Origin of the sequence: Streptomyces dengpaensis, from assembly GCF_002946835.1 — a bacterium.
In the GTDB taxonomy this organism is placed as follows: domain Bacteria; phylum Actinomycetota; class Actinomycetes; order Streptomycetales; family Streptomycetaceae; genus Streptomyces; species Streptomyces dengpaensis.
In genome coordinates this window covers 4,354,373-4,373,128 of sequence record NZ_CP026652.1, presented here as the reverse complement: position 1 = coordinate 4,373,128, position 18,756 = coordinate 4,354,373, and the positions used below count along the sequence as shown (strand labels likewise).

At 67.8% G+C, this 18,756-nt stretch carries 12 protein-coding genes; 9 read left to right on the top strand and 3 right to left on the bottom strand.

Features of this window, described 5'->3' with window-relative positions:
* Positions 1-35: 35 nt before the first annotated feature.
* Together C4B68_RS20125 and C4B68_RS20120 are read right to left on the bottom strand one after the other, a co-directional pair.
* The gene (locus C4B68_RS20125; protein ID WP_099502019.1) at positions 36-1,541 is read right to left on the bottom strand and encodes a glycosyltransferase family 87 protein; all 1,506 of its coding nucleotides are present in this window, start codon (positions 1,539-1,541) and stop codon (positions 36-38) included.
* A 118-nt stretch (positions 1,542-1,659) separates the two neighbouring features.
* A complete protein-coding gene (locus C4B68_RS20120) occupies positions 1,660-4,389 on the bottom strand; it encodes a transglycosylase domain-containing protein (protein ID WP_099502020.1) in 2,730 nt (909 codons plus the stop codon).
* A gap of 374 nt (positions 4,390-4,763) precedes the next feature.
* On the opposite strand from C4B68_RS20120, the gene C4B68_RS20115 reads away from it, so the two are divergent.
* The 4 genes from C4B68_RS20115 to C4B68_RS20100 all read left to right on the top strand — a co-directional run bounded on the left by C4B68_RS20115 (position 4,764) and on the right by C4B68_RS20100 (position 8,526).
* The gene (locus tag C4B68_RS20115) at positions 4,764-5,468 is read left to right on the top strand and encodes a PadR family transcriptional regulator (RefSeq protein WP_099502021.1); all 705 of its coding nucleotides are present in this window, start codon (positions 4,764-4,766) and stop codon (positions 5,466-5,468) included.
* 44 nt (positions 5,469-5,512) lie between these two features.
* Positions 5,513-6,595: an inositol-3-phosphate synthase gene (locus C4B68_RS20110; protein ID WP_099502022.1), complete on the top strand. Its 1,083-nt coding sequence runs from the start codon at positions 5,513-5,515 to the stop codon at positions 6,593-6,595.
* A gap of 78 nt (positions 6,596-6,673) precedes the next feature.
* Entirely contained in the window at positions 6,674-7,942 is a 1,269-nt protein-coding gene (locus tag C4B68_RS20105) for an MFS transporter (RefSeq protein ID WP_099502023.1), read from the top strand.
* A gap of 113 nt (positions 7,943-8,055) precedes the next feature.
* Entirely contained in the window at positions 8,056-8,526 is a 471-nt protein-coding gene (locus tag C4B68_RS20100; protein WP_099502024.1) for an LppU/SCO3897 family protein, read from the top strand.
* 104 nt (positions 8,527-8,630) lie between these two features.
* Here the strand turns inward: C4B68_RS20100 and C4B68_RS20095 are convergent, their stop codons facing one another.
* The gene (locus tag C4B68_RS20095; protein WP_099502025.1) at positions 8,631-10,115 is read right to left on the bottom strand and encodes a CCA tRNA nucleotidyltransferase; all 1,485 of its coding nucleotides are present in this window, start codon (positions 10,113-10,115) and stop codon (positions 8,631-8,633) included.
* 220 nt (positions 10,116-10,335) lie between these two features.
* Here C4B68_RS20095 and C4B68_RS20090 point away from each other — a divergent pair, with 220 nt between their 5' ends.
* The 5 genes from C4B68_RS20090 (at position 10,336) to C4B68_RS20070 (ending at position 18,586) form a co-directional block, all read left to right on the top strand.
* Positions 10,336-12,750, top strand: coding sequence for a DUF6049 family protein (locus C4B68_RS20090; RefSeq protein WP_099502026.1), 2,415 nt, complete (start codon positions 10,336-10,338; stop codon positions 12,748-12,750).
* Positions 12,751-12,796: 46 nt separating this feature from the next.
* The gene (murJ, locus tag C4B68_RS20085; protein WP_099502027.1) at positions 12,797-15,046 is read left to right on the top strand and encodes a murein biosynthesis integral membrane protein MurJ; all 2,250 of its coding nucleotides are present in this window, start codon (positions 12,797-12,799) and stop codon (positions 15,044-15,046) included.
* A gap of 117 nt (positions 15,047-15,163) precedes the next feature.
* Positions 15,164-16,882: a protein kinase family protein gene (locus C4B68_RS20080; RefSeq protein WP_099502028.1), complete on the top strand. Its 1,719-nt coding sequence runs from the start codon at positions 15,164-15,166 to the stop codon at positions 16,880-16,882.
* 28 nt (positions 16,883-16,910) lie between these two features.
* Positions 16,911-17,642: an RNA polymerase sigma factor SigM gene (sigM, locus tag C4B68_RS20075; protein WP_099502029.1), complete on the top strand. Its 732-nt coding sequence runs from the start codon at positions 16,911-16,913 to the stop codon at positions 17,640-17,642.
* On the top strand, positions 17,639-18,586 hold the full coding sequence (locus tag C4B68_RS20070; protein ID WP_099502030.1) for an anti-sigma factor family protein: 948 nt from the start codon (positions 17,639-17,641) through the stop codon (positions 18,584-18,586). Before sigM ends, C4B68_RS20070 begins: the two co-directional genes overlap by 4 nt.
* The last annotated feature ends 170 nt before the right edge of the window (positions 18,587-18,756 follow it).

The window sequence follows — 18,756 nt, the reverse complement described above, 5'->3', positions numbered from 1 at the left end:
CGGCCTTTCGCGTCGCTTGCCTACGCCCTGTTCGCTCAGGGCGAACCGTCTCCGGTTGCGGCGTTGCGGCTGCCCCACTCCACCTGCGGGCCGTCGAAGTAGGACGCGTGCCGCGGCGGATGAGCGGCGGCACCGAGCACGAACACGTCCTCCGCACCGTCCAGCACACCGCCCGACGGGTCATCGTCCCCGGCTCGGCGCACCATGTCGCGCTCCGGCATGAAGATGTCGCGTACGACCACGGCACACAGGTACAGCGTCCCCAACAGGTGGACGGCGATGGCGACTTGGTACCCGTCGGTCGGCAGGCCCTTGTGGGCGTCGCCACTGGTCGTATACGCGAGGTACATCCAGATCCCCAGGAAGTACGCGACCTCGCACGCCTGCCAGATCAGGAAGTCCCGCCAGCGCGGCCGGGCCAGCGCGGCGAGGGGGATCAGCCACAGCACGTACTGGGGCGAGTAGACCTTGTTGGTGAGGATGAAGGCCGCGACGATCAGGAAGGCGAGCTGGGCGAAGCGGGGGCGGCGCGGGGCGGTGAGCGTGAGTGCGGTCAGCCCCACGCAGATGATCACCATCATGACCATCGCCCACGTATTCGCCATCTCGAAGCTGATCGTGATCTTCAACCACTGCGAGAGGAACAGGAAGACCGAACCGAAGTCGACCCCGCGGTCATGGCTGAAGCTGTAGAACTTCGACCACCCTTCCGGCGCGAAGTACATCACCGGAAGATTCACGGCGAGCCAGGCGCCCACGGCGCCGAGCAACGCCGTTCCGACCTCGCGCCACTTGCCGGCCCGCCAGCAGAGCACGAAGAGCGGCCCCAGCACCAGGAACGGATAGAACTTGGCGGCCGTGGCAAGCCCGATCAGCACACCGAACGCCAGAGCGCGCCCCCGCGACCACATGAGGATCGCGGCGGCCAGCAGGGCCACGGCGAGGAGATCCCAGTTGATGGTGGCCGTGAGCGCGAAGGCGGGCGCAAGGGCCACCAGGAGGCCGTCCCAGGGACGCCGACGGTGGGTGCGAGCGGTGCATACGGCGATGACCACCGCGCACACCATCAGCATCCCGGCGTTGACCATCCAGTAGATCTTCTCTTGGTGCTGGATGCTCCCGCTGCCCGGAGTGAGCCAGGCCGCGACCTCCATGAACACGCCGGTCAGCACCGGGTACTCGAGGTACTCCATGTCGCCGGGGATCTTGTCGAAGTACGGCACGAGGCCGTCGGCGAAACCGCGCCCCTGGTACAGGTGCGGGATGTCCGAGTAGCACGCGTGCGTGTACTGCGAGCTGGCTCCGAAGAACCAGGCACCGTCATAGCAGGGCAGCTTCTGCACCATGCCAAGGGCGAACATACCGATCGCGACGAGCGCGACGACCCGTACCGGCGTCCACCAGGACGTCCCGAGCAGGGCCCGTCGTCCGATGGGGCCACCGATCAGCTCACTGCCGGCCGCGGCGACCTCGTCCTCTTTGGTCGGCCGTACCGGCTCCGGCTCGTGCGCGCTCGCTCGCGTCGTCTCTGCAGTGGGCATGCCGCACATCCTGCCGTACGCACCTACGGATACGCCGAGGGCCGCCACACCTGGTCGGTGCGACGGCCCTCGTTTCACGTGAAACGGCGTGTTTCACGTGAAACAGACACGGAGGCGGCTATCCGGTCGACCCTCCGAAGAGTCCTCCGTTGCCGTTGCCATTGCCATTGGAACTCCCGTCGGTTGCGGTCTCCGTCGGTGTAGCGGTCACTCCTCCGTCCGTTCCGCCGGTGTCCGTGCCACCCGTGTCCGTGCCACCCGTGTCCGTGCCGCCGGTACTGGCGCAGCTGAAGTCCCACTTCTTGCAGGTTTCACTCGCCGAAGGCGAGGTAGACAGGCTCTCGCTGGGCGTCGGAGACGGCGTCGCACTCTCCGTCGCGCTTTCGCTGGCCGTGGGGGTCGCGCTCGGACTCGGGGTGTCGTTGAGGACCTCCCCGATTTCCTCGGGCTTGGGGAAGGCTTCCGCCTTCTCGCCCTTGAGTGCTACCTCCATGTAGTCGTGCCAGATCTCGGACGGGAACGAGGCACCGTGGATCGTCTCCTCGCCGCCCGTGCCGTACATCTCCAGGAACTCGCGATTCTTGTTGGTCTCGTTGTCGTCCATGCGGTACATGCCGATCGCGGTCGACAACTGAGGGGTGTACCCGACGAACCAGGCGGACTTGTTGCCATCGGTGGTACCGGTCTTACCGGCCACTTCACGACCGGTCAGCTGGGCGTTGGTACCGGTTCCGTCCTCGACCACGGTCTTCAGGACGTCGGTGACGTTGTCGGCGACCTTCTCGGTGAAGGCCTGCTTGGTCTTCGCGATGTCGTCGTGCCGGAAGACCGTGCCAGTCTTGTCAGTGACCTCGTCGACCGAGTACGGCTCGCGCTGCTTGCCGCTGTCCGCGAAAGTGGCGTACGCGCCTGCCATACGGATCGCGCTCGGGGAGGACGTCCCCAGGGAGAAGGAGGGATAGTTCGCGCTGGCGAGGCTCGACTCCTTGATGCCCGCGTCCAGGACGGCTTCCTTGACCTTGTCCAGGCCTACGTCCATGCCCAGCTGGACGTACGCGGAGTTGACGGACTCGCGCATCGCCTCACGCAGGTCGATCTTGTAGCTGGGCGGGTTGTACGACTCATCGCCGTCGTTCCGCTGCAGCCACACCTTTTCGTCCTTGTCCGTCCAGATGGTGTGGTCGTAGTCCTCGATCTTCAGCTTGTTCTTGCCGCTGTACAGGCTCTTCGGAGAGACGATGGTGCGCTCGTCCTGCGCCTGAACCGGGTCGCCGTCGGGGTCTCGCGCACCCCACGACATGGCGGCCGCGAGCACGAAGGGCTTGAACGTCGAACCCACCTGGGCACCGGTCTGGTCGGCGTTGTTGGTGAAGTGCTTGGTCGCGTCCTCACCGCCGTATATGGCCTCGATCGCCCCGGTGTCCGGGTTGACCGAGGCTCCGCCGAACTGAACGTGGGTGTCCGTCTCGGGGCGCTGCTTGGGCTTGATGTTGTCCTTGCGGACCTTGTCCACGGCCTTCCTGAGCGCCTCGACCTTGGTCTTGTCGAAGGTTGTGTGGATCGAGTAGCCGCCCTGTTGAAGCTGGTTCGCCGTGATGTCCGTGTTGTTGATGATGTAGCCCTTGGCGAGATCGACGAGATAGCCGATCTGGCCGCTGAGCTGGGTGTTCGACCGCGGGTTCTGCCACTTGGGGAGTTCCGTGTACTTGGCCCGCTCGGTGGCGCTCAGGTGGCCGTACTCGACCTCTTTGTCCAGGGTGTCCGCCCACTGGGCCTTGGCCCGCTTCCGGTTGGCGTCGGCCGTGGCAGTCGGGTCGACCTCCGTCGCGCCCGCCGGGTCGTAGTACGTGGCGCCCTTGAGCATCGCCGCCAGGAAGGCGCACTCACTCGGGTTCAGATCCTTGGCGTCCTTGTCGAAGTACGCGCGCGCGGCCGCCTGGATCCCGTACGCCCCGCGACCGTAGTACGCGGAGTTCAGGTACCCGGCCATGATGTCCTCCTTGGACACCGAGGCACCGACCTTGATGGAGACGAACAGCTCCTTCAGCTTCCGGGAGATCGTCTGCGACTGGTCGTCCAGCATCGCGTTCTTCACGTACTGCTGGGTGATGGTGGAGCCACCCTGCGTCTGGCCGCCCTTGGCCATGTTGACGAAGGCGCGAGCGATGCCCTTCGGGTCGATGCCGCTGTCGGTCTCGAAGGTCTTGTTCTCCTGCGAGATGACGGCGTACCGCATCGCTTCGGGGATCTGCGCGTAGTCGATGATCTGGCGGTTCGTCTCACCACCGGTGGCAACCATCTGGCTGCCGTCTTTCCAGTAGTAGACGTTGTTCTGTGCCCTGGCGGTATCGGCGACCTTCGGGACGGACACCATCGCGTACGCGATACCGGCCGCCGCGAGCATGCTGCCGCAGAAGCCGATGAACAGGCCCGTCACGAGCCTCCAGGACGGGACCCACCGCGCTGCGCCGTACTTGCCGGCGCGCGGGTAGTCGATGAAGCGCTTCTTGACAGGCACGGGAGGACGGCCTCGGCCGCGTCCCGGCCCGTTCGGGGGGCCCGCGGGGCCGCCTCGTCGGCCACCACCGCCACCCGGGCCGCCTCGCCCAGAGCCGTCGACAGCTCTGCGTCGGCCTCCGCCACCACTCCTCTGGGCAGCACGGCGGGCCTCGGCACGGCCACCGTACGGGCGCTCCTCTTCACCCCCCGACTCGTAGGAAGCGGAAGGAGACCCGGTGGCGCCTCGCGGTGCCGCGCGGCGACCGGAGGACGACCCGGACTGACCGCGTCGGGCCGCGGCACGTCCGCCTTCCTGCGGCTGCGGCAGTTTGCGACGGTGCTCGCTCATCGAACGATTACTCCTCGGGCAGGCGCACCCGTGCGCGCCTGGAAACGGCGGCTGGTTTCCGGTCCCCCCCAAGTACGGATGCGGTCGTTTGCGCATTCATCCGTACTGCACCAAAGACGATGACGTACTCACGCGTCACTCGGTTCCCGGCGGTGTGCATGCCGCACAGACTACGCACGCTCAAAACCTGCCCAGCACCAAAGTTCACCCCAAATCAGGCAACTAGCTTCGTATGAATCAGTGATGTGACGCCGCTCACCATTGCCCCTCTTGTCGCATCCGGATGGCCGTTCTATCGTGCTGATGTATCGAGTCGATACATCAGCACGGCATAAAGGCCGTGCTGACGAGGCAGCGACAGGGAGGAGGCGACGATGAGCCGGCGTTCCGGGATCCTTGAGTTCGCCGTACTCGGCCTGCTCCGCGAGTCCCCGATGCACGGCTATGAGCTGCGCAAACGACTCAATACGTCACTGGGTGTGTTCCGTGCCTTCAGCTACGGGACGCTCTACCCCTGCCTCAAGACTCTGGTCGCCAACGGCTGGTTGATCGAGGAATCGGGCTCCACGCCCGACGCCCTCGCAGCTCCACTCACAGGGCGTCGCGCCAAGATCGTCTACCGGTTGACGGCGGAAGGTAAGGAGCACTTCGAGGAGCTGCTCTCGCAGACGGGCCCCGACGCGTACGAGGACGAGCACTTCGCCGCTCGCTTCGCGTTCTTCGGGCAGACGTCGCGCGACGTACGCATGCGCGTACTGGAGGGCCGCCGCAGCCGGCTGGAGGAGCGCCTGGAGAAGATGCGCGCCTCTCTGGCGCGCACCCGGGAGCGCCTCGACGACTACACGCTTGAGCTCCAGCGCCACGGAATGGAGTCCGTGGAGCGCGAAGTGCGCTGGCTGAACGAGCTCATCGAGAGCGAGCGGGCGGGACGGGACGTCAAGCGTTCCGGCTCCGAAGGCACCTCCCGAGGTACTTCCGAAAGCTCCGCTCAGCGGGACAACACATCTGGAGAGACGGGCGGCCTGCCCCGGCACCGGGACAGCACCCGGCCGGATCCGTCCGACGACACCACCACGTGAGGCCCATTCGGGGTTTCACCGAGTACACACAGGGAGCAACCGGAATGGGTTCGGTTCGCGTAGCCATCGTCGGCGTGGGCAACTGCGCCGCCTCGCTGGTGCAGGGCGTCGAGTACTACAAGGACGCCGACCCGGCGTCCAAGGTCCCGGGCCTCATGCACGTCCAGTTCGGCGACTACCACGTGGGTGACGTCGAGTTCGTCGCCGCCTTCGACGTCGACGCGAAGAAGGTCGGCCTCGACCTCTCGGACGCCATCGGCGCCAGCGAGAACAACACCATCAAGATCTGCGACGTCCCGAACAAGGGCATCACGGTCCAGCGCGGCCACACCCTCGACGGTCTCGGCAAGTACTACCGCCAGACCATCGAGGAGTCCGCCGAGGCCCCGGTCGACGTCGTCCAGGTCCTCAAGGACAAGCAGGTCGACGTCCTCGTCTGCTACCTGCCCGTCGGTTCCGAGGACGCGGCGAAGTTCTACGCCCAGTGCGCCATCGACGCCAAGGTCGCCTTCGTCAACGCCCTCCCTGTCTTCATCGCCGGCACCAAGGAGTGGGCGGACAAGTTCACCGAGGCCGGTGTCCCGATCGTCGGCGACGACATCAAGTCGCAGGTCGGCGCGACCATCACGCACCGTGTGATGGCGAAGCTGTTCGAGGATCGCGGCGTCCGTCTTGAGCGCACCATGCAGCTCAACGTCGGCGGCAACATGGACTTCAAGAACATGCTGGAGCGCGACCGCCTCGAGTCCAAGAAGATCTCGAAGACGCAGGCCGTCACCTCCCAGATCCCCGACCGCGACCTGGGCGAGAAGAACGTCCACATCGGTCCCTCGGACTACGTGGCCTGGCTGGACGACCGCAAGTGGGCGTACGTCCGCCTCGAGGGCCGTGCCTTCGGCGACGTCCCGCTGAACCTGGAGTACAAGCTCGAGGTCTGGGACTCCCCGAACTCGGCGGGTGTCATCATCGACGCCCTGCGCGCCGCGAAGATCGCCAAGGACCGCGGCATCGGCGGCCCGATCCTCTCCGCGTCGAGCTACTTCATGAAGTCCCCGCCGGTCCAGTACTTCGACGACGAGGCCTACGACAACGTCGAGAAGTTCATCAAGGGCGAGGTCGAGCGCTAAAGCGCCGGCTTTCCGGCCTGGTGAGGGTCCCCGGGGTGTACGCCGCGGGGACCCTCCGCATATGTGAGGCTGTGCCCCATGGCTGTCGTGCGTGACCTGCGCGTCCTGCTGCGCTTCCAGGGCTTCAGACGCCTGCTCGGCGTACGGCTGCTGTCCCAGGGTGCCGACGGGGTCTACCAGGTCGCGCTCGCCACCTACGTCGTCTTCTCGCCGGAGAAGCAGACCTCGGCGGCCGCGATCGCCTCCGCCATGGCGGTCCTGCTGCTCCCGTACTCCCTCGTCGGCCCCTTCGCCGGCGTCCTGCTGGACCGCTGGCGGCGCCGTCAGGTCTTCCTGTATGGCAACCTCCTGCGGGTGGCACTGGCCTGCGTGACAGCCGTGCTGATGCTGAGCAACGTGCCCGACTGGCTCTTCTACGCCTCCGCGCTGTGCGTCACCGCGGTCAACCGCTTCGTCCTGGCCGGGCTTTCGGCCGCGCTGCCCCGCGTCGTCGACTCAAAGCGGTTGGTGATGGCCAACTCCCTGTCGCCGACCGCCGGAACACTCGCCGCGACCGCGGGCGGTGGTCTCGCGTTCGTCGTACGGCTGGTCGTCTCGGACTCCGACGCGGCGGTCGTCCTCGCCGGGGCAGCCCTGTATCTGTGCGCGGCGCTCGCCTCCCTGCGCATTGCTCCGGAACTGCTCGGGCCCGATCAGGAATTGGTGCAGCCACGTGTGACGGCGGCGCTCGTCGGCACCGCACGCGGCCTCGCGGCGGGTGTGCGCCATCTCGCCGAGCCCGCGCGACGCAACGCAGCCTGGGCGCTCATGGCGATGACACTGATGCGCTTCTGCTACGGCGCCCTGACCGTCATGGTGCTGATGCTCTGCCGGTACGCCTGGGCGCCCGAATCCGGTGCGGACTCGGGACTCGCGCTGCTGGGGCTGGCCGTGGGGGTCTCCGGGGCGGGCTTCTTCGCCGCGGCCGTCATCACGCCCTGGGCGGCGGGGCAGCTGGGCCCCGGCGGTTGGATCGTCGCGTGCGCGGGTGCCGCCGCGATCCTGGAGCCCGCGCTCGGCCTTCCGTTCGCCCCCGCACCCATGCTGGTCGCTGCCTTCGTCCTGGGCCTGACCACACAGGGCGCGAAGATCGCCACGGACACGATCGTGCAGTCCTCGGTCGACGACGGCTTCCGCGGCCGGATCTTCTCTGTCTACGACGTCCTGTTCAACGTCGCCTTCGTCGGCGCGGCCGCAGTAGCCGCTCTGATACTGCCTCCTGACGGACGCTCGGCTTCCCTCGTCGTCATCGTGGCAGTGCTCTACACAACAATTGCTGTCACTATGGCCCGTTTTCAACTGCCCTAAGTGTCACATCAGTGCCACAGAGCCCCTCCGGACTACTGCGTTGTCACAGGGTCCCGATAGCTTACGTGCGTCTTATTCGCGTCACACGCCTACGTTCCAGGGGGGACCCCCAAGTGACCACTCCGCCGCCCCAGGGCCAGAACCCGTTCGCTCAGGGCCAGCAGCCCTACGGCCAGCCGCCCCAGGGGCAGAACCCGTACGGCCAGCAGCCCGGCCAGCCCGGCTTCCCGCAGCAGGGAGCCCCGTACGACCCGGTCCCGCCGCAGCGACCGAAGCGCGGCATCAAGCAGTACCTGCGCATCGCCGTCATCGTCTTCGCCGTCATCGCCGCCGGTGTCGGCTGGATAGCGAGCCGTGATGATGCGAACACCGCCAAGGTCGGCGACTGCATGAGCATCAGCAACCCAGAGAGCACCACCGACCCGGGCCTCGAGGTCGTGGACTGCAGCAGCTCCAAGGCCAAGTACAAGGTCGAAGAGAAGAAGAGCGACAACTCCGGCTGCGACCGCACCAAGTACTCCGAGTACACCGAGACCGGCAAGAACGACTTCACCCTTTGCCTGTCGGAGTACTCCGCCAAGTAAGGGCTGATCGGTGCACAAAGGGGCGGTGTTTCACGTGAAACACCGCCCCTTCGCGTTGCCCGGGGGTCATGTTTCACGTGAAACATGACCCCGCAGCACGCACCTCAGACCTGCGCCTGACCGTCTGACCGCGAGGCCCACCACTCCTTGAGAGCCGCCACCGCCGCGTCATGCTCCATGGGGCCGTTCTCCAAGCGCAGCTCCAACAGGAACTTGTACGCCTGGCCGATCACTGGGCCCGGACCGATACTCAGGATGTCCATGATCTGGTTGCCGTCGAGGTCCGGGCGGATCGCGTCCAGCTCCTCCTGCTCCTTGAGCTGGGCGATGCACTCCTCCAGACCGTCGTACGCACGGGAGAGCGCGGTCGCCTTCCGCTTGTTCCGCGTGGTGCAGTCCGAGCGGGTCAGCTTGTGGAGCCGGTCGAGGAGCGGGCCGGCGTCACGCACGTAGCGGCGCACCGCGGAGTCCGTCCACTCACCGGTTCCGTATCCATGGAAGCGCAGATGAAGTTCGACCAGACGCGAGACGTCTTTCACGAGATCGTTCGGGTACTTGAGCGCGGTCATCCGCTTCTTGGTCATCTTGGCGCCCACCACCTCGTGGTGGTGGAAGGAGACCCGCCCGTCCTTCTCGAAGCGACGCGTCCGCGGCTTACCGATGTCGTGCAGCAGCCCGGCGAGCCGCAGGGTCAGGTCGGGGCCCTCCTCCTCCAGCGCCATCGCCTGCTCCAGGACGATCAGCGTGTGCTCGTAGACGTCCTTGTGCCGGTGGTGCTCGTCACGCTCCAGCCGCAGGGCGGGAAGCTCCGGCAGCACATGGTCAGCAAGCCCGGTTTCGACGAGCAGCGCCAGGCCCTTGCGCGGGTACGCGGAAAGGATCAGCTTGTTCAGCTCGTCCCGCACCCGCTCGGCCGAGACGATCTCGATGCGTCCGGCCATGTCCGTCATCGCGGCGACGACCTCGGGAGCCACCTCGAAGTCGAGCTGCGCGGCGAACCGCGCGGCCCGCATCATCCGCAGTGGATCGTCGGAGAAGGACGCCTCGGGGGTGCTCGGGGTGCGCAGAACACGAGCGGACAGGTCGTCCCGGCCGCCGTACGGGTCGATGAACTCCTTCTCCGGCAGCGCCACGGCCATCGCGTTCACCGTGAAGTCCCGGCGCACGAGGTCATCCTCGATGGAGTCGCCGTAGGACACTTCGGGCTTGCGCGAGGTCCGGTCGTACGCCTCGGAGCGGTACGTCGTGATCTCGATCTGGAACGACTGCTGCACGTCGCCCACGCGAGCGTCCTTCTGCGCGCCCACCGTGCCGAAGGCGATCCCGACCTCCCACGTGGCATCCGCCCAGGGCCGCACGATCTTCAGTACGTCGTCGGGGCGGGCGTCGGTCGTGAAGTCCAGGTCATTACCGAGCCTGCCAAGGAGTGCGTCCCGGACCGAGCCGCCGACCAGGGCAAGCGAGAACCCAGCCTCCTGGAAACGGCGGGCGAGGTCGTCGGCGACAGGCGATACCCGCAGCAGTTCACTCACCGCGCGGTGCTGCACCTGACTCAGGGCACTGGGATTTTCTTCGTTGGCGTTCGGCACAACAGAAAAGGGTACGTGGCCGAGGCACCCGCGAGCGCCTCCATAAAACGTGCACAGGCGCCCCCCTCTTTTTAAGGGCATCAATACGCGCATATACAGGACAGTCGGCCCGGTCCCACGATCTTGTGAAGCACTCCGCGGCACTTCCCCTCCGCGCACATCGTTACCATGCGTGGACGCACATTCCGACGACCACTGACGACGAGGGACGGGCGAGCGCGTGGCCGAGGCGGCAGACTTCCAGGGGATGAGTCCCTCACCTGCCCGTCGGTGGCTCCGGCGCAGCGGCGCGCTGCTGGCCGGGGTGCCCCTGCTGGCCGGGCTGCTCCAGCTGCCCGGCCACACGTCCGCGTACGCCGCGGACAAGACCTCCGTGGCCAAGGCCACCGGGTCCAGCACGGTGGACGTCTCCGTCGACTCGCTCAGCCCCAGCGCCCCCACGGACGGCGACACGCTCACCGTCTCCGGCTCGGTCACCAACAACGGCAAGCAGACGGTCACGGACGCTCACGTGGGCCTGCGCGTGGGACCGTCCCTCAACAGCCGCTCCGCCATCGACAGCGCGGCCAAGCGCACTGGGTTCCAGGCGGGCCTCGACCCGTCGGAGGTCGGCGGCAAGTACGTCGCGAAGTTCTCCAAGCTCGCCTCGGGCGTCTCGCAGCGCTTCAGCATCTCGGTACCCGTCAAGGAGCTGGACCTCGGCTCCGAAGGGGTCTACCAGCTCGGTGTCTCCCTCGCGGGCCGGACCGCTGCCCAGCCGTGGGAACAGATCCTCGGCATCCAGCGGACGTTCCTGCCCTGGCAGCCCGGCGAGGTGGACACGAAGACGAAGACGACCTACCTCTGGCCGCTCATCTCCACGGTCCACCTCACGGCGGAAACCGGATCGGACGAACAGCAGACGCCCGTCTTCCAGAACGACGACCTCGCCAAGGAGATCTCCCCAGGCGGCCGTCTGGACCAGCTCCTGTCCTTGGGCAGCGCCCTCGACGTCACCTGGGTGCTCGACCCGGATCTGCTGGCCTCCGTCGACGCGATGCGGGACAGCTACCGGATCCAGGGCGAGAACCGCACCACCACGCCGGGAAGGAACCAGGCGGTCGCCAAGGCCTGGCTCGACAGGCTGGAGAAGACGGTCCAGGACAAGAAGGTCGTCGCCCTCCCCTTCGCCGACCCCGATCTCGCGTCGCTGGCCCACAACGGCAAGAACGTCACCGGCTCCCTGAGCCACCTCAAGGACGCCACCGATGTGGCGTCCAGCACGGTGGACACGATCCTTCACGTCAAGCCGAGCACTGACTTCGCCTGGCCGGCGGACGGTGCTGTCGACCCGTCCATCGTCAAGGTGGCCACCTCGGCCGGCGCCGACAAGGTGATCGCGCGCAGCGACAGCCTGCGGGAGACGGACGGACTGCCGTACACGCCGAGCGCGGCCCGCCCCATCGGCGGCGGAACAACGGCGGTCGTCGCGGACGCCCGGCTGTCGACCGCCTTCCAGGGCGACATGACGAAGGCCGACAGCTCCACGCTCGCCGTCCAGGAGTTTCTCGCCCAGAGCCTGATGATCAACCTGCAGGATCCGGACGCCCAGCGAAGCATCGTGGTCGCCCCGCAGCGCATGCCCTCCGCCAGCCAGGCCCAGACGATGGCGCAGGCACTCGGGGCCCTCCAGGACGGAAACTGGTCGGAGGCCCAGGACCTGTCCACGGCCGCCAAGGCCAAGCCGGACCCGGGCGCCACCACGAAGGTGCCCTCCGGCTCCTCGTACCCGTCCTCCCTGCGCAAGCAGGAGCTGCCCCGAGCGGCCTTCGAGCAGATCCAGGCCACGCAGACCAGGCTTGACAACTTCCAGGTGATCCTCACGGACAAGTCCCGGGTGGTCACCCCGTTCGGCCGGGCCATAGACCGCGGGATGTCCACCTCCTGGCGCGGCGCCGCCTCCCAGGCCGAGACCTTCCGCAAGGGCGTGAAGTCCTATCTCGACGGCCTCACCGGCCTGGTCCATCTGATCGACAAGTCCGACGCGAAGCTGTCCGGTCGCAGCGCCACGATCCCCGTGACCGTGCAGAACAACCTCGTGCAGGGCGTCGACAACTTGGTGCTGCGCCTCACCTCGAATAAGCCCAACCGTCTCAAGATCGGTGACGGTCCCTACGCCGAGCAGCCGATCAGGGTCGCGGGCGAGCACAGCCAGTCGGTGAAGTTCACCACCTCGGCGGAGGCCAACGGTCCGGTGGAGGTGGTCGCCCAGCTGTACACCGAGGACGGCCAGGCCTACGGGCCCAAGGTCACCTTCGAGGTGAAGGTTACTGAGATCACCGCCACGGTGATGCTGGTCATCGGCGGTGGCGTCCTCCTGCTCGTACTCGCGGGTTTCCGGATGTACACGCAGCGCAAGCGTGCCGCCGCCCGGCAGGCCGAGGAGCCGGCGAACAGCCCCGAGGCCGAGGCCGTGAACACGGACGCGGCCGGCACCGTAAACACTGAGGACACCGAAGGCGACGCCGACGGCCCCTCAGGAAAATCCGGCGCGGAGCCCGGGGCAGACGGGCCGGAGCACCCGAGTGACCCGACACCGGACACCGCACCGGAAAGCACCGACCCGTCCGGCACGGGTGAGAGAGTGGACCGTTGAGCGATGTCGTGGCCGGTGGGCCCGGGGACGATGAGGTGGGGCAACCATGAACGCGCCGTACGACGGTGACCGCGGCCAGGGCGCGGACAGCTCGGGCTATCCCGAGGGCTACCCGGATCAGGGCGCGGGCTACTCCGGCTACCCCGAGGGCCCACCTCCGGAGCACGGCCAGAGTCCGCCGGGGCCCCCCGCGGACATGTACATCCAGGACGCCTACGCCCAGGATCCCTACCGGGCTCAGGATCTCTCCGCCCAGGACCCGGTGACCGAGGCGCTCTACGACCGTGCCGCGCACCCCCCGCCGCCCCCCGGCGCGTACTACCCGCAGCAGCCGCTCTACGCCCAGCCGCCCACGCCGCACAACGCCCCCGACCCGCGTGTGTGGGCCCAGACACCCCCTCCGGAACCTGCCGGCCCGATGCGGCACCTGCCGTACGGCGAAGACGCCCGCACCACCCAGTTCGTGGGCGTCGACGACCTCGTCACCCAGGCCGCCGACGAGCGCCGCGAGCCCGACGCCTTCGCACACCTCTTCCGGGACCAGGGACAGGCCGCCGGCCAGCCCCCCGTCGGCCCGCCCGGCGTACCGTCGCCGACCCCTGAACCGACTCCGGTCGCCACCGAACCCCCGGCTCCCGCAGCCGCGCCCGCCCCGAAGAAATCCGGCGGGCGCGCGGCAGGTCTGCTGAAGTCGAGCGCGGTGATGGCGGCGGGCACGCTGGTGTCCCGGCTCACCGGCTTCGTCCGCACCGTGGTCATCACGGCCGCTCTCGGCGCGGCGACACTCGGTGACGCCTGGACCGTGGCGTACACGCTGCCGACGATGATCTACATCCTCACCGTCGGCGGTGGGCTCAACTCGGTCTTCGTGCCTCAGCTGGTGCGATCCATGAAGGACGACGAGGACGGCGGCGAGGCCTACGCCAACCGTCTGCTGACGCTCGTCATGGTCGCCCTCGGAGTGATCGTCGCCGTCGCGGTCTTCGCCGCGCCGCTGCTGATCCAACTGATGTCGGACGCCATCGCGAGCAACCCGGCATCGAACAACGTCGCCGTCTCCTTCGCCCGCTACTGTCTGCCCACGATCTTCTTCATGGGCGTGCACGTGGTCATGGGCCAGATCCTCAACGCCCGCGGGAAGTTCGGCGCGATGATGTGGACTCCGGTCCTGAACAACATCGTCATGATCTTCACGTTCGGGATGTTCCTCTGGGTCTACGGGACCGCCGGGGACTCCGGCATGACGGTGAACAACATCCCGCCGGACGGCATCCGTCTGCTGGGCATCGGTACCCTGCTCGGCCTGGCCGTGCAGGCGCTGGCCATGATCCCGTATCTGAGCGAGACAGGGTTCCGCTTCCGCCCGCGCTTCGACTGGAAGGGTCACGGTCTCGGCAAGGCCGTCAAACTCGCCAAGTGGACCGTGCTCTTCGTCCTCGCCAACCAGGCGGGCGTCCTCGTCGTCACGCAGCTGGCCACAGCGGCGGGCGAGGCCTCGGGCAAGAGCGGCACGGGCATCCTGGCCTACTCCAACGCCCAGTTGATCTGGGGCATGCCGCAGGCGATCATCACGGTCTCCGTCATGGCGGCCATGCTCCCGCGGATCTCCCGGGCCGCCCACGACGGCGACCCGGGCGCGGTCCGCGACGACATCTCCCAGGGACTGCGCACCTCGGCAGTGGCGATCGTCCCGGTCGCCTTCATGTTCGTCGCCCTGGGCATCCCCATGTGCACCCTGCTCTTCGGCTCCGGCGGCATCGCGCCCGCCCAGTCCATGGGCTACGTCCTGATGGCCTTCGGCCTCGGCCTGATCCCGTTCTCGGTGCAGTACGTGGTCCTGCGTGGCTTCTACGCCTACGAGGACACCCGCACCCCCTTCTACAACACGGTCATCGTGGCCGCCGTCAACGCAGCGGCATCGGCCCTCTGCTACGTGGTTCTGCCCTCCCAGTGGGCGGTCGTCGGCATGGGTGGCGCGTACGGCCTGGCCTACGCCGTGGGCGTCGGAGTGGCCTGGCAGCGCCTGCGCAGGCGGCTGGGCGGCGACCTCGACGGCGCGCGCGTGATGCGGACCTATGCTCGCCTCTGCCTGGCGTCCATCCCGGGCGCCCTGGCGGGCGGCGTGGTCGGCTTCGCCATCACCCGGGCCCTCGGGCACGGGGCCCTCGGATCGATGGCGGCGCTCCTCGCCGGATCCATCGTCCTGCTCGGCGTCTTCTACGTCGCCGCGCGGAAGATGCGCATCGAAGAACTCAACTCAATGGTCGGAATGGTCCGCGGGCGCCTGGGGCGCTGAGGCGGGGGTACGCGCACAACCATCGTCCGCCACCGCGTGTCGTGCATAGCGGCGGACTGTGGGCACAATTGGTTTCGGCGTCGGAGAGCGCGCAAGGATGGGGAGGCAGGAGCGACGGTGGCGGAACGGAGCACGGCTGCCGTCGACGTGGCAGACAACAGCGGTGACGAGCCGCTGACCGCCAAGGCGGACCAGTCCACGGCCGACGGGGTGGCCCAGAAGCGGGAGCGGGACACGGAGAGCGAAGAGGCACAGGGGAGCGGCGGGACCGAGCGTCCCGGAAAGGCCTCACCGCCCGAGTTGCACAGCGGCCACAAGCTCGCCAGACGCTACCGGCTTGAAGAGTGCGTCACCCGTCTGGACGGTTTCAGTAGTTGGCGTGCGGTGGACGAGAAACTCCGCCGCGCCGTCGGTGTGCACTTGCTGCCCGCCGACCATCCGCGGGCCCGCTCCGTACTGGCAGCGGCCCGTTCCTCCGCCCTGTTGGGCGATCCCCGCTTCGTCCAGGTCCTGGACGCGGTGGAGGAAAACGACCTCGTCTACGTGGTGCACGAGTGGCTGCCGGACGCCACGGAGCTGACGGCGCTCCTGGCCTCGGGGCCGCTGGAGGTGCACGAGGCGTACCAGATGGTCAACCAGGTCTCCCAGGCCATGGCCGCCGCGCACCGTGAGGGCCTCGCGCATCTGCGGCTGACTCCGAGCGCCGTGCTGCGCACCTCGTCCGGCCAGTGGCGCATCCGCGGCCTTGCCGTGAACGCGGCGCTGCGCGGCATCAGTTCCGACACCCCGCAGCGCACCGACACGGAGGCCATCGGCGCGCTCCTGTACGCCGCGCTCACCCAGCGCTGGCCGTACGAGAACGACGCGTACGGCCTGTCCGGGCTGCCCAAGGGCGTCGGTCTCATCGCGCCGGACCAGGTGCGTGCCGGGGTCCACCGGGGCCTGTCGGAGCTCGCCATGCGTGCGCTCGTCAACGATGGCGCGACCGCCTCCCGCCATGAGTCCCCGTGCACCACGCCGGAGGAACTGGTGAAGGCGATCAGCGAGATGCCCCGCATCCGCCCGCCAGAGCCCTCTTTCACCGCCCCGCCGGAGTACCAGCGCACGACGTATCAGCAGGGCACGTACGGCCGGCAGGCACCGCGTCCGGGTGCCACCCAGCCCGTACCCACTCCACCGCCCCCGCTGCAGAGCCGTACCGGCAAGGCCCTCAAGTGGGCTGTGTCGGCGCTCCTCATCGCCGCGTTGGGCCTTGGCAGTTGGCAGCTCGCGGACGCGCTCATGGACCAGGGCAACAAGTCCGACGACACGAAGCAGACGCAGACGACGGACGACAACGACAAGGGCGGCAAGACCAAGCCGGTCAAGCCGATCACCATTCAGGGGGCGCAGGAATACGTCGCGAAGGGTGACGCCCAGGCACCCGAGGACGTGGCCAAGACCTACGACAGTGACAGCTCGACGTACTGGCGGACCAAGAGCTTTGTGGACGGTCCGGAGATGAAGCCGTCCTTCAAGCCCGGCGTCGGCATCGTCTACGACCTCGGCTCGCAGAAGACGCTCTCGGCCGCCTCGATAGGGCTTCTATACCCCGGTGATCACACGACCATCACCCTCTACGCGACGGACTCGACCGGTTCTGGGACGCCGGTGGACTCGATGACGACGATCGGGACCGTGACGACGAGCGGAACCACCGCGAAGATCACGGTCGACAAGAAGGTGACGAGTCAATACGTGCTGCTGTGGATCACGGCGATGCCCCACGCATCCGGTGACGAGTACAGCAACGCCGGCTACAAGCAAGCCATCACGGACGTGAAGTTCACCGGCTGACGCTCGTCGACGAAGGGGAGGGGGTCCGGTGGCCGACGAAGCCGCGTACGGCGAAGCGAGCGACCAGGCCCTCCTCGCCCGCCATGTAGAGGGCGATCCCGATGCCTTCGGCGAGCTTGTACGGCGTCACCGCGACCGGTTGTGGGCGGTGGCGCTACGAACCCTGGGAGACCGCGAGGAGGCCGCTGACGCCGTCCAGGACGCGCTCGTCTCCGCCTACCGGGCCGCCCACACCTTCCGCGGCCAGTCGGCCGTCACAACCTGGCTGCACCGCATCACGGTGAACGCATGCCTGGACCGTGCCCGCAAGGCCGCCTCCCGGAAGACGTCCCCTGTCGATGACACCGAACGCCTGGAGCAGCTCCTCGAACCGCACGAGGCCGCCTCCGCTCCGGCCGAGCGCAACGATCTCCACCGCGAGCTCCTGGCAGCACTGAGCACGCTCCCTGCCGACCAGCGTGCGGCTCTCGTCTTGGTGGACATGCAGGGCTACCCCGTAGCGGAAGCAGCCCGCATCCTCACCGTGCCGACCGGCACGGTGAAGAGCCGCTGCGCACGCGGCAGAGCCAGACTGCTCCCACTGCTCACCCATCTCCGTACGGAGAACGGTGGCGGCGAGGACGGCAAGAAGTCCGGCGGCGGAAGGAACCGGACGCAGGGGACATCCGTCCCACCGGCAGCAGGACCTCACGATGCAGGTCCGCACGATGCCGGACCAAGCGATTCAGCTGCTGTGAAGGGCGGAGGTGGGCGAGCGTGACATCCACGACGGATACGGCCGGGCACCCGGACGTCGCGGAGATCTCCGACCTCGCCGAGGGCCTGCTCCCACCCTCCCGTACGGCAGACGTGCGACGGCATCTCGATGACTGCGGGCTCTGCACCGACGTGTACGACTCGCTGGAGGAGATCCGGGGTCTGCTCGGCACGTTGCCGGGGCCGACACGCATGCCCGACGATGTGGCCGGACGCATCGATGCCGCGCTGGCCGCGGAGGCTCTGTTGAGTGCCGTGTCGCCGGATCGCACATCGGGCGCGGAGGACGACGGCGTGAGTGTTTCACGTGAAACATCGACCGCTGACATCTCCTTCAAGTCGGACGACTCGGACTCCGCTTCAGCCGGGGACCGCCCCTTGGGTCATCCTCGCGCGGCCACCGGGCCCGGCCGTGGCCGCCGGGCGCGCCGTGGGCGCCGCAGGGCAGTCGTTGTCGGGACGGTCTTCACGGCTGCCGCCCTGGGCCTGGGCACCATCCTCGTGCAGTCGATGGGCGGCGAAGGCAAGGGCCCGGGGACGGCGACGCAGCAGGAGTCCGGCTCCAAGGTCACCTTCTCCGAGGAAACGCTGAAGCACCAGGTGGCGGATCTCCTCGCGAAGGACAAAGACACGGGTGACCGTTCCGGCACCGGGAAGCCCTGGGGCATCGAGTCCCAGGACGCGGGGGGCGAGTCCGGCGGAGTCGACACCTTGGGCACACCCACCGTGCCCGTTCCTGACTGCGTCCAGCAGGGGACCGGCGACAGCGGGGCAGTCCTCGCCGCCAAGGAGGGCACCTTCAAGGGGACGAGGGTCTATCTCGTCGTACTCCCCGACGACTCGGACAGCGCGAAGGTCACGGCCTACATCGTCGACGCCGCCTGCAAGAAGCAGGACTCGCCGTCCCCCGGAAAGCTGCTCCTGACGCGTTCGTACGCCAAGTCCTGAGCACGTCAGCGCCCAACGGTCTCCTCCCCAGATACCGCATGGCATCTCTGTGCGGTACCGCGTCTCCGTGTGCCCTGCCGCACCGGGAATTGAAGCCCCTTAGGATCCGTTGGGTGGGGTGAGAGTAGTGAGCGAGGCTCCCACCGGTACGCAGCATTCTCCAGAGACGA